Annotated in this window: 10 protein-coding genes; 2 read left to right on the top strand and 8 right to left on the bottom strand. The window is 69.5% G+C overall.

What is annotated here, in order from left to right; all coding sequences use genetic code 11:
- Positions 1-430: 430 nt before the first annotated feature.
- Both NLX94_RS27945 and dapA read right to left on the bottom strand, forming a co-directional pair.
- Positions 431-2,116 carry a ribonuclease J gene (locus NLX94_RS27945; protein ID WP_254385849.1) on the bottom strand — a complete coding sequence of 562 codons (1,686 nt, stop codon included), beginning with the start codon at positions 2,114-2,116 and terminating at the stop codon, positions 431-433.
- A gap of 116 nt (positions 2,117-2,232) precedes the next feature.
- Positions 2,233-3,132, bottom strand: coding sequence for a 4-hydroxy-tetrahydrodipicolinate synthase (gene dapA / locus NLX94_RS27940; protein ID WP_254385848.1), 900 nt, complete (start codon positions 3,130-3,132; stop codon positions 2,233-2,235).
- 361 nt (positions 3,133-3,493) lie between these two features.
- Between dapA and NLX94_RS27935 the strand changes: the two genes are divergently transcribed.
- The gene (locus NLX94_RS27935; RefSeq protein ID WP_243337485.1) at positions 3,494-3,733 is read left to right on the top strand and encodes a hypothetical protein; all 240 of its coding nucleotides are present in this window, start codon (positions 3,494-3,496) and stop codon (positions 3,731-3,733) included.
- A 47-nt stretch (positions 3,734-3,780) separates the two neighbouring features.
- The gene (locus NLX94_RS27930) at positions 3,781-4,338 is read left to right on the top strand and encodes a PH domain-containing protein (RefSeq protein WP_254385847.1); all 558 of its coding nucleotides are present in this window, start codon (positions 3,781-3,783) and stop codon (positions 4,336-4,338) included.
- A 58-nt stretch (positions 4,339-4,396) separates the two neighbouring features.
- On the opposite strand, the gene NLX94_RS27925 is transcribed toward NLX94_RS27930, so the two are convergent.
- From NLX94_RS27925 to eccD, 6 genes are all read right to left on the bottom strand, one after another.
- Positions 4,397-4,849, bottom strand: coding sequence for a hypothetical protein (locus tag NLX94_RS27925; protein WP_254385846.1), 453 nt, complete (start codon positions 4,847-4,849; stop codon positions 4,397-4,399).
- Between the two features lie 19 nt (positions 4,850-4,868).
- On the bottom strand, positions 4,869-5,621 hold the full coding sequence (gene dapB, locus NLX94_RS27920; protein ID WP_254385845.1) for a 4-hydroxy-tetrahydrodipicolinate reductase: 753 nt from the start codon (positions 5,619-5,621) through the stop codon (positions 4,869-4,871).
- 30 nt (positions 5,622-5,651) lie between these two features.
- Entirely contained in the window at positions 5,652-7,031 is a 1,380-nt protein-coding gene (locus NLX94_RS27915; RefSeq protein ID WP_254385844.1) for a pitrilysin family protein, read from the bottom strand.
- Positions 7,028-9,250: a polyribonucleotide nucleotidyltransferase gene (locus NLX94_RS27910; protein ID WP_254385868.1), complete on the bottom strand. Its 2,223-nt coding sequence runs from the start codon at positions 9,248-9,250 to the stop codon at positions 7,028-7,030. Before NLX94_RS27910 ends, NLX94_RS27915 begins: the two co-directional genes overlap by 4 nt.
- Before the next feature lie 297 nt (positions 9,251-9,547).
- Positions 9,548-9,835 (bottom strand): 30S ribosomal protein S15, encoded by a 288-nt coding sequence (gene rpsO / locus NLX94_RS27905; RefSeq protein ID WP_254385843.1) that lies wholly within the window; start codon positions 9,833-9,835, stop codon positions 9,548-9,550.
- A 172-nt stretch (positions 9,836-10,007) separates the two neighbouring features.
- Positions 10,008-11,522, bottom strand: coding sequence for a type VII secretion integral membrane protein EccD (eccD, locus tag NLX94_RS27900; protein WP_254385867.1), 1,515 nt, complete (start codon positions 11,520-11,522; stop codon positions 10,008-10,010).
- Positions 11,523-11,629: the final 107 nt, after the last annotated feature.

Genomic DNA, 11,629 nt, shown 5'->3' with positions numbered 1-11,629 from the left:
TTTTTGGCACGCTGTTGAGTTCTCAAGGAACGGACGCTTCCTTTGTACTCACCCTCTCGGGCTTTCCTCCGGGCTTTTCGTTCTGTTCTTGCGTTTCAGACTCTATCAGAGTCTGTCTCGCTTGTTTTCCGCCTTCCAGGTCATCCGCTTTCGCGTTTTCCCTTTCCGGCGATTCCAACTCTACCAGATCATTTCCGCGTCGTTTCCGACTTGGATTTGAATTGGACGGCCATTGGAGAGCCATTCCCTTTCGGGCGAGCCAGACTTTATCAGGTTTCCCTGCTCTGGAATCCCACCCGCCCGCATCGACGTGGCCGGGCACACGTGTGTGCCGGGGGGTCGTGCGAGGTGGAGACGTAAACGTACTGGAGCGGGGCCCCCGGATGCAAATCCGGTTGCCCCGCTCCGGTGTGGTCGCCTACGGCGAGGGTCAGACCTCGACGACGACCGGGAGGATCATCGGGCGGCGGCGGTAGCCGTCGGAGACCCACTTGCCCATCGTGCGGCGGATGAGCTGCTGGATCTGGTGCGGCTCTGCCACACCGTCCGCGGCGGCGCGGGCGATGGCTTCCTCGATCTTCGGCAGGACGGAGGTGAACGCCGAGTCCTCGATACCGGAGCCGCGGGCCTGGATGTTCGGGCCGCTGACGATCTTGCCGGTGGTGCTGTCCACCACGACGTAGACCGAGATGATGCCCTCGTCGCCGAGGATCTTGCGGTCCTTGAGGTGGGCTTCGGTGACGTCGCCGACCGAGAGGCCGTCCACGTAGACGTAGCCGGCCTGGACCTTGCCGGAGATGCGGGCCTTGCCGTCGATGAGGTCGACGACCACGCCGTCCTCGGCGATGACGATGCGGTCCTTCGGTACGCCCGTCAGGGCGCCGAGCTCGGCATTGGCGCGCAGGTGACGCCATTCGCCGTGGACCGGCATCAGGTTCCGCGGCTTGCAGATGTTGTAGAAGTACAGCAGCTCGCCGGCGGAGGCGTGGCCCGAGACGTGCACCTTGGCGTTGCCCTTGTGCACGACGTTGGCGCCCCAGCGGGTCAGGCCGTTGATCACGCGGTAGACCGCGTTCTCGTTGCCCGGGATGAGCGACGAGGCCAGGATGACCGTGTCGCCCGGGACGATCCGGATCTGGTGGTCGCGGTTCGCCATGCGGGACAGGGCCGCCATCGGCTCGCCCTGCGAACCCGTGCAGACCAGGACGACCTCGTGGGGCGGCAGGTCGTCGAGGGTCTTGACGTCCACGACCAGGCCGGCCGGAACCTTCAGGTAGCCCAGGTCACGGGCGATGCCCATGTTGCGGACCATCGAGCGGCCGACGAAGGCGACCCTGCGGCCGTACTCGTGGGCGGCGTCGAGGATCTGCTGGATGCGGTGCACGTGGCTGGCGAAGCTGGCCACGATGATCCGGTTGTTGGCGCTCGCGAAAACGTTGCGCAGGACGTTGGAAATCTCGCGCTCGGGCGGGACGAAGCCCGGGACCTCGGCGTTCGTCGAGTCCGAGAGGAGGAGGTCGATGCCCTCCTCGCTCAGACGCGCGAAGGCGTGCAGGTCGGTGAGGCGGCCGTCCAGCGGCAGCTGGTCCATCTTGAAGTCGCCGGTGGCCACGACCATGCCGGCGCCGGTGCGGATGGCCACGGCCAGGGCGTCCGGGATGGAGTGGTTGACCGCGATGAACTCGCAGTCGAAGGGGCCGAGGTTCTCGCGCTCCCCCTCCTTCACCTCGAGGGTGTAGGGGCGGATGCGGTGCTCCTGGAGCTTGGCCTCGATGAGCGCCAGCGTCAGCTTGGAGCCGATCAGCGGGATGTCCGGCTTCTCCCGGAGGAGGTAGGGGACGGCGCCGATGTGGTCTTCGTGGCCGTGCGTGAGGACGATGCCCTCGATGTCGTCGAGGCGATCCCGGATGGACGAGAAGTCCGGCAGGATCAGGTCGATGCCCGGCTGCTCCTCTTCGGGGAAGAGGACGCCGCAGTCGACGATGAGCAGGCGGCCGTCGAACTCGAAGACGGTCATGTTGCGGCCGATCTCACCGAGGCCGCCCAGGGGGGTGACCCGAAGGCCTCCCTTGGGGAGCTTCGGCGGCGGACCGAGTTCAGGATGCGGATGGCTCAAAAGGTTCTCCTTCACCACGCGCGGCCACGTACCCGTCGAGGCACGTGGCGCGCATGTCATTCGTGCACTTGCTGTTGTCTTGTGTGGTTCCGCTTATTCAGTTGTGAAGTCTGGTGTCAGAGCTGTACCCCGCCGGCGGCAAGATCGATCTTGAGCTGCGCCGTCTCTTCGGCGGTCAGCTCGACCAGCGGGAGCCTCAGCGGGCCCGCGGGCAGGCCCTGCAGGTTCAGCGCGCCCTTGGTGGTGATCACACCCTGGGTGCGGAACATGCCGGTGAAGACGGGGAGCAGCTTCTGGTGGATCTCGGTGGCCTTCTGGACGTCGCCGCCCAAGTGGGCCGCGAGCATCTCGCGGAGCTCGGGGGTGACCACGTGGCCGACCACGGAGACGAAGCCGACCGCGCCGACCGACAGGAGCGGCAGGTTCAGCATGTCGTCACCGGAGTACCAGGCCAGGCCGCTCTGCGCGATGGCCCAGCTGGCGCGTCCGAGGTCGCCCTTGGCGTCCTTGTTGGCCACGATACGGGGGTGCTCGGCCAGCCGGACGAGTGTTTCGGTATTGATCGGGACACCGCTGCGGCCCGGGATGTCGTAGAGCATGACCGGGAGCTCGGTGGCGTCGGCGATCGCCGTGAAGTGCCGGAAGAGGCCCTCCTGCGGCGGCTTGCTGTAGTACGGGGTGACCGCGAGCAGGCCGTGGGCGCCGGTGCGCTCGGCCTGGCGGGCCAGTTCGAGGGTGTGACGGGTGTCATTGGTGCCGATGCCTGCGACCACGTGGGCCCGGTCTCCGACCGCTTCGAGTACGGCTCGTACGAGGTCGTTTTTCTCCGCGTCAGTGGTGGTCGGCGACTCACCGGTGGTGCCGTTGATGATCAGGCCGTCGTTGCCTGCGTCCACCAAGTGGACGGCGAGACGCTGCGCGCCGTCGAGGTCAAGTGCGCCATCCGCCGTAAACGGCGTGATCATGGCGGTGAGGACCCGCCCGAAGGGGGTCTGCGGAGTCGAGATCGGAGCCATGGGTAACACGCTACTCGCTGCCATGCTCGCGGTGTCCCCTCGGGGGACGTGATGAGGGTGTTGGAGCCCGGCACTGCCTGCTCGGGGGTTCAAGCAGTGCCGGGTCCGTTTGATCAGCCTAGATGAACTTTACGAAACGTGGCAATACGGACACTTCAGACTTGCTTCGTACATCAGTACGGAAGTGGGCGAACAGGCCGTACGGGGCACCCCCGGCGGAGCTGACGCAGCGCCATAAAGTTTGATTAATGTCCCGGAAAACGGCACCGATCGGGCCTTTCGTACGTCCTACTCCGTAGAACGTCCGCCCATCCTGCCCCCTCGTTCACCGGGGCCCCGACCGTGAGGAGAGTCGTTCCCCATGTTCCGCCGGCGCGAACCCGTCCCGTTCGCCTTCGTCGCCGAGGCCGACCGATTCCGCAGCAACGTCACTCCGCCGCCGCGCGAGAGCCTGAGCAAGACCCAGATCGCCGCACGTAGTCTGGTCGGACTGACCGTCGTCGCCGGGCTCGTCGGATCGCTCCTCTTCGGCATCCCCGCACTGCAGCCGAGCCACGCACCGGCGAAGTCGCAGCAGTCGGAGGCCTCCGAGGGGCGGTAGCCTCACGGCACAGCCCAACCGAACGTGCATGTGAGTGAGGTCCTGCCGTGCCCCTGCCCTTCCTGACGGCCGACGGCGCATTCGACGCGCACGACAACGGGGAGACGCTCCCCTACGAAGACCCCGACCGGTGGCGCCGTCCCTACCGCCCGGGTCCCTGGCGGGTGGCCATCGCCTCGCTGCTGCTCCTGCTCGGCTCGTTCATGCTGTTCGCCACGGTGATCATCGTGGCCGCCGGCACCTGGACCGGCGCCCTGGGCGGTCTGCTGGCCTCGCTGGCCGTGGTCGGCTCCGCCCTGCGGCTGCTGCGCACGGGCGTCTGGGTGAGCCCCAAGGGGCTGCGCGTGGCCGGGTTCTTCACCACCCGCTCGATCCCCTGGAACCAGGTCGGCGAGGTCCGCACGGTGCAGCAGCCCGTGCGCTGGCTCGGGCTGCCGAGGACCGTGCAGGGCCAGGCCCTGACGGTGGCGGCGCGCGGCGGAGCCGAGCTGCCGGTCCTGCTGACCGACCACAGCGCCGATTTCCTGTCGCGGACCGAGGCCTTCGACCGGGCCGCCGACTCGGTGGGGGCCTGGGCCGACGAGTACCGGGCCGTACCGGCCTGAGGTCGGACGGCCCGCCGCCCCCGTAAGGGCGGCACCCGCACGGGAAGCCCGTACCGGCTCAGGCCTGTACGGGCTTTCCGTCGTGCAGGGAGATGGCCCGCTGCATGGCCTTGCGGGCCCGCGGGGTGTCGCGGGCGTCGTGGTAGGCGACGGCGAGGCGGAACCAGCTGCGCCAGTCCCCCGGCGCGTCCTCCGTCTCGGCCCTGCGGCGCGCGAAGACCTCGTCGGCCGAGTCCCGCAGGATCCGGCCGTACTGGTCCCGCTCCAGCTCGTCCACGGGCAGTCCGCCCTCGGCCTCCAGCTCGGCTCCGAGCTGGTTGGCCCTGGTGACGAACTGGGTGTTCTTCCAGAGGAACCAGACCCCGATCACCGGCAGGATCAGCACGGCCACCCCGAAGGTGACGGTGAGCCAGGTCCCGTGCCGGATCAGCATCAGGCCCCGGCTGCCGACCAGGACGAAGTACACGACCAGGACCGCGGCCGTGATGAAGTAGAGGATCTTCGCGCGCATGGGTGCCGCCGCCTGCTCGTCAGCCGAGTTCGAGGAAGTTTTCCAGGCCGAAGGTGAGGCCCGGGGTCTGCGTCACGCGGCGCGCGCCGAGCAGGATGCCCGGCATGAAGCTGCTGTGGTGCAGGGAGTCGTGACGGATGGTCAGGGTCTCGCCCTCGCCGCCGAGGAGCACCTCCTGGTGGGCCAGCAGCCCGCGGAGGCGGATCGCGTGCACCGGGACGCCGTCGACGTCCGCGCCGCGCGCGCCGTCGAGGGCGGTGGCGGTGGCGTCGGGCTGCGTGCCGAGGCCGGCCTCGGCACGGGCGGCCGCGATGAGCTGCGCCGTACGGGTCGCCGTGCCGGAGGGGGCGTCGACCTTGTTCGGGTGGTGCAGTTCGACGACCTCGACGGACTCGAAGTACCGGGCGGCCTGAGCGGCGAACTTCATCGTCAGGACGGCGCCGATGGAGAAGTTCGGGGCGATGAGCACACCGGTCGCCGGGGAGGCGGCGAGCCAGGTGTTCAGCTGGGCGAGGCGGTCCTCGGTCCAGCCGGTGGTGCCGACCACTCCGTGGATGCCGTGGCGGACGAGGAACTCGAGGTTCTCCATCACCGAGGCGGGGGTGGTCAGCTCGACCGCGACCTGGGCGCCGGCCTCGGCCAGCGTCTCCAGCTTGTCTCCGCGGCCGAGGGCGGCCACCAGTTCCATGTCCTCGGCGGCCTCGACGGCCTTGACCGCCTCGGAGCCGATGCGGCCCTGGGCGCCGAGAACTGCCACGCGCAGCTTGCTCATGTTGCTTGCTTCCTTACGTGCGTACGGGGACTAGGCGACCGCTTCGTCGAGACGGGCCGCCTGCTTCTCCTTCAGCGGGCCGATCACGGCGAGCGAGGGCCGCTGGGCCAGTACATCCTGTGCGACCGAGCGGACCTCGTCCGGGGTGACGGCCGCGATCCGGGCCAGCATGTCGTCGACCGACATCTGGTCGCCCCAGCACAGCTCGCTCTTGCCGATGCGGTTCATGATCGCGCCGGTGTCCTCCAGGCCGAGGACGGTGGAGCCGGACAGCTGGCCGACGGCCCGCCGGATCTCCTCGTCGGTGAGCCCGTCGGCGGCCACCTTGTCCAGCTCGTCCCGGCAGATCCGCAGTACGTCGTGGACCTGGTTGGGGCGGCAGCCGGCGTAGACGCCGAAGAGGCCGGTGTCGGCGAAGCCCGAGGTGTACGAGTACACGCTGTAGGCGAGGCCGCGCTTCTCCCGGACCTCCTGGAAGAGGCGGGAGGACATGCCGCCGCCGAGCGCGGTGTTCAGTACGCCGAGCGCCCAGCGGCGCTCGTCGGTGCGGGCCAGGGCCGGCATGCCGAGGACCACGTGGGCCTGCTCGGTCTTGCGGTTGACCAGCTCGACGCGGCCCGAGGTGCGGATCCGCTTGGTGCCGGAGCGCGGGCCGACCGGTGCGGCGTCGGTACGGGTGAGGGCGCCGGCCTTCTCGAAGGCCGCGCGGACCTGGCGTACGACCTTGTTGTGGTCGACGTTGCCCGCGGCCGCCACGACCAGGTGGGTGGGGTCGTAGTGCTTCTTGTAGAAGCGGCGGATCCGGTCGGCGGTGAGCGCGTTGATCGTGTCGACGGTGCCGAGGACGGGGCGCCCGAGCGGGGTGTCCCCGTACATGGTCTGGGCGAACAGGTCGTGGACCATGTCGCCCGGGTCGTCCTCGGTCATCGCGATCTCTTCGAGGATGACTCCGCGCTCGGCGTCGACATCGGATTCGAGGATGAGCGAGCCGGTGAGCATGTCGCACACGACGTCGATGGCCAGCGGCAGATCGGTGTCGAGCACCCGCGCGTAATAGCAGGTGTACTCCTTCGCCGTGAAGGCGTTCATCTCTCCGCCGACCGCGTCGATCGCGGAGGAGATGTCGAGGGCGCTGCGCTTCTCGGTGCCCTTGAAGAGGAGGTGCTCCAGATAGTGCGTGGCGCCGTTCAGCGAGGGCGTCTCGTCCCGGGAGCCGACGTGCGCCCAGATCCCGAAGGTGGCGGAGCGGACGGACGGCAGGGTCTCGGTGACCACGCGCAGTCCGCCGGGGAGGACCGTGCGCCGGACGGTGCCGATGCCGTTCGCGCCCTTGAGCAGTGTTTGGGTACGGGCGACGGCCCGCCCCTCCGAAGAGGGGCGGGCCGTCACACGGGAACTACGCGACGTCACTTGTCGGAGTCGTCCTTGTCAGCGTCGTCGCCGGCGGCCTCGCCGTCGATCACGGGGATCAGGGAGAGCTTGCCGCGGGAGTCGATCTCGGCGATCTCGACCTGGACCTTGGTACCGACCGCGACCACGTCCTCGACGTTCTCCACGCGCTTGCCACCGGCGAGCTTGCGGATCTGCGAGATGTGCAGCAGGCCGTCCTTGCCGGGCATGAGGGAGACGAAGGCACCGAAGGTGGTGGTCTTGACGACCGTACCCAGGTAGCGCTCGCCGACCTCCGGCATGGTCGGGTTGGCGATCTGGTTGATCGTGGCGCGGGCGGCCTCGGCGGCCGGGCCGTCGGCGGCACCGATGTAGATGGTGCCGTCGTCCTCGATCGTGATCTCGGCGCCGGTGTCCTCCTGGATCTGGTTGATCATCTTGCCCTTGGGGCCGATGACCTCACCGATCTTGTCCACCGGGATCTTGACGGTGATGATCCGGGGGGCGAACGGGGACATGGCGTCCGGCGTGTCGATCGCTTCCATCATCACGTCGAGGATGTGGAGGCGGGCGTCGCGGGCCTGCTTGAGGGCGGCGGCCAGGACGGAGGCCGGGATGCCGTCGAGCTTGGTGTCCAGCTGGAGCGCGGTGACGAACTCCTTGGTGCCGGCGACCTTGAAGTCCATGTCGCCGAAGGCGTCCTCCGCACCGAGGATGTCGGTGAGGGCGACGTAGTGGGTCTTGCCGTCGATCTCCTGCGAGATCAGGCCCATGGCGATACCGGCGACGGGGGCCTTGAGGGGCACACCGGCGTTCAGCAGCGACATGGTGGAGGCGCAGACCGAGCCCATGGACGTCGAGCCGTTGGAGCCGAGGGCCTCGGACACCTGACGGATCGCGTAGGGGAACTCCTCGCGCGTCGGGAGGACCGGCACGATCGCGCGCTCGGCGAGCGCGCCGTGGCCGATCTCGCGGCGCTTCGGCGAACCGACGCGGCCGGTCTCGCCGACCGAGTACGGCGGGAAGTTGTAGTTGTGCATGTAGCGCTTGCGGGTCACCGGGGAGAGGGTGTCCAGCTGCTGCTCCATGCGGAGCATGTTGAGGGTGGTGACGCCCAGGATCTGGGTCTCGCCACGCTCGAACAGCGCCGAGCCGTGCACGCGCGGGATGGCCTCGACCTCGGCGGCGAGGGTACGGATGTCCGTGATCCCGCGGCCGTCGATGCGGACCTTGTCCTTGATCACGCGCTCGCGGACCAGGGCCTTGGTGAGGCTGCGGTACGCGGCGGAGATCTCCTTCTCGCGGCCTTCGAAGGCCGGGAGGAGCTTCTCGGCGGCGATCTCCTTGACGCGGTCCAGCTCGGCCTCGCGGTCCTGCTTGCCCGCGATGGTCAGCGCCTGGGAGAGCTCGCCCTTGACGGCGGCCGCGAGGGCCTCGTACACGTCGTCCTGGTAGTCCAGGAAGACCGGGAACTCGCCCTCGGGCTTGGCGGCCTTGGCGGCCAGGTCCGACTGGGCCTTGCAGAGGACCTTGATGAAGGGCTTCGAGGCGTCGAGGCCGGCGGCCACGACCTCCTCGGTCGGCGCCTCGGCGCCGCCCTTGACCAGGGCGATGGTCTTCTCGGTGGCCTCGGCCTCGACCATCATGATCGCGACGTCGCCGTCCTCGAGCACGCGGCCCGCGACGACCATGTCGAAGACGGCGTCCTCGAGCTCGGTGTGCGTCGGGAACGCGACCCACTGGCCGCGGATCAGTGCGACGCGGACGCCGCCGATCGGGCCGGAGAAGGGCAGGCCGGCCAGCTGGGTGGACGCGGAGGCGGCGTTGATCGCCACGACGTCGTACAGGTGGTCGGGGTTGAGGGCCATGATCGTCGCGACGACCTGGATCTCGTTGCGCAGGCCCTTCTTGAAGGACGGGCGCAGCGGGCGGTCGATCAGGCGACAGGTGAGGATCGCGTCCTCGGAGGGGCGGCCCTCGCGGCGGAAGAAGGAGCCGGGGATCTTGCCGGCCGCGTACTGGCGCTCCTCGACGTCCACCGTCAGGGGGAAGAAGTCGAGCTGGTCCTTGGGCTTCTTCGACGCGGTGGTGGCGGAAAGCACCATCGTGTCGTCGTCCAGGTAGGCAACGGCGGAGCCGGCGGCCTGGCGGGCCAGACGGCCCGTCTCGAAGCGGATGGTGCGGGTGCCGAAGGAACCGTTGTCAATGACGGCCTCGGCGTAGTGGGTCTCGTTCTCCACTAGCGTTTTCTCCATTTTCGTCGTCTCCGTCCGCCACCCGTGTGGTGGTGGACGGTTGCGGAGAAGCGCTCCTTGCGTGCGGGCCGGTCTTCGATCGAAGCAGCCGGGCGAAGCCGCGTACGGGCTTTCCGGATGCCACTACCGAGGACCGGCGGCGTAGGGAGGGCGCTCCTCCTCTTCAGTTGTGCGCGTCTCGCGACGCGGACGCTTCCAGACTACAAAGCGTCCGGTACGTCGCGCACGTACAGCAAAGGGAGCGGCCCACTCAATGTGGGGACCGCTCCCTTCACAGCGTCTTTACTTGGCGCCGGCCGCACCGCGGCGGATGCCGAGGCGCTCGACCAGCGTACGGAAGCGCTGGATGTCCTTCTTGGCCAGGTACTGCAGCAGGCGGCGACGCTGGCCGACCAGGATCAGCAGACCACGACGGGAGTGGTGGTCGTGCTTGTGCGACTTCAGGTGCTCGGTCAGGTCCGAGATGCGGCGGGACAGCATCGCGACCTGGACCTCGGGGGAGCCGGTGTCGCCCTCCTTGGCACCAAACTCTGCGATGATCTGCTTCTTGACTGCGGCGTCGAGCGGCACGCGTACTCCTCGTAATAGGTCTTCATAGCCACCGAGTGCCCCAGGTCGAATTCTCTGGGGATCTTCCGTAACTCGGGAGGCGGGGTCCGTCGAGCGCTGCCTCCGGATGGTTCCGGGGGCGCGTACACAGACGGCCGTCACACAGCGTACCAGGCTGCCGCAGCCCCTCGTCTCAGCTGGTGAGAGCGCGGGCCCGGGCGTAGACGTCGAGCACGGCCAGGGCCAGCGGGACCAGGCTGAGCAGGACCGCCGCCTCGGTGAGGTCGAGCAGCCGCCCCCAGAAGGGTGACAGACCCTTGCGGGGAATGACCAATGCAATTCCGGCGAAGAGGGCCGCGCCGGCGGCCACCGCCGCGGAGAGCCAGAGCGTACGGATCTCCAGGCCGCTGTGGTCCCCGTACAGGACGAGCTCCCGGAGCAGGGCGGCCGGCGGGTGCATGGCGAGGCCCAGGACGAGCAGGCCGAGGGCGGCGAACCCGGCCACGAGGGTGCAGGCGACCTGGGAGGTGTAGCGGAAGAGGCGGGCGCGCAGGAGCATGGCGAGGCCGGTGGCCAGGGCCAGGAGCCGGGCCCAGGTGTTGTCCGAGAAGCCGAGGACGGCGGCGGAGCCGACGGCGACGGCCGCGCAGCCGCCGACGAGGCCGAGGAGCATCTCGTGGCCGCGGCGGGCCTGGGCGGCGATGGCCTCGGCGTCGAGCGGGGCTCCGGAGTCGTGGCCGTCGGTGGCGGAGCGGTCACCGTACTCGTTGTAGGGGTCGCTCTCGTAGCGGTCCGGGCTCTCGTACTCGGCCGTGGCGCTGCGCGGGGCGGCGTAGCCGATGGGGAGCCGGGCGAAGCGGGCGGAGAGGCCGGGGAGGAAGGCGACGAGGCCGATGGCGGCGGGGGCGCAGACGGCCGCGGCGGAGGTCGCGGAGGCGTCGGCGGCGATGGCGGTGAAGGTGGCCAGGGTCCCGGTGGCGGCGAGGAAGGTGGTCGCGACGAAGGGGGCGTCGCCGTCCGGGGTGAGGGCGACGAGGGCGACGGAGGCGACGAGCACGCAGACGCAGCCGAGGAGGAACTGGAGACGGCCGGGTCCCTGGCCCGCGGCGGGGGCGATCAGGCCGGAGCCGGCGATCAGCAGGTGCGGGACGGCGGCGAGGCCGAGGGCGACGGCGGAGCCGCGGTCGCGGTAGACCCGGGCGCGGACGCCCGCGGCGGCGGTGAGGAGCACGCCGACGGAGCCGGCGATGATGCCGGGCAGTCCGTGCATGTCGTGCAGGACGGGGTCGGCGTACCAGAGGACGAAGCCGAGGAGGACGAAGAGGACGGCCGCGCCGGTCAGGCCCGCGCCGCGCAGCATGTCGTCGCTCCAGCGGTGGCGGTCGCGCACCACGGCTGCGGCGACGGCGTCGGAGACGTCGTCGAAGACGGCGGGCGGCAGGGATTCCGCGAAGGGGCGCAGGCTCAGCACTTCGCCGTCCAGGACCTGCTGGGCGGCCAGGGTGCGGGCGCCGTCGAGGACGGTGCCGGAGCGCAGGACCAGGTGGAAGCCGGTGGGTGCGCCGACGGGCTGGGTCTGGCCGGTGAGGCGCAGCAGCTCGGGGTAGATGTCGGCGACGGCGATGTCCTCGGGGAGGGCGACGTCTATGCGGCTGTCGGGAGCCACGACGGTGACCCTGCGGAAGCCGGTCGCCTCGGCGGTGTTCACCTGATGCCCCCCGGTGGGTGTGTGCGCTGGTGTGCGTGCGTGGGTGCGGTCGCGCCGGTGGCGGTGGTCCGCCCGGCGGTGCGCGGCCGATTCGCGGATGCGCATGC

Source organism: Streptomyces sp. TBY4 (assembly GCF_024213195.1).
GTDB lineage: Bacteria > Actinomycetota > Actinomycetes > Streptomycetales > Streptomycetaceae > Streptomyces.
This window is presented reverse-complemented; position numbering and strand designations above follow the sequence as displayed.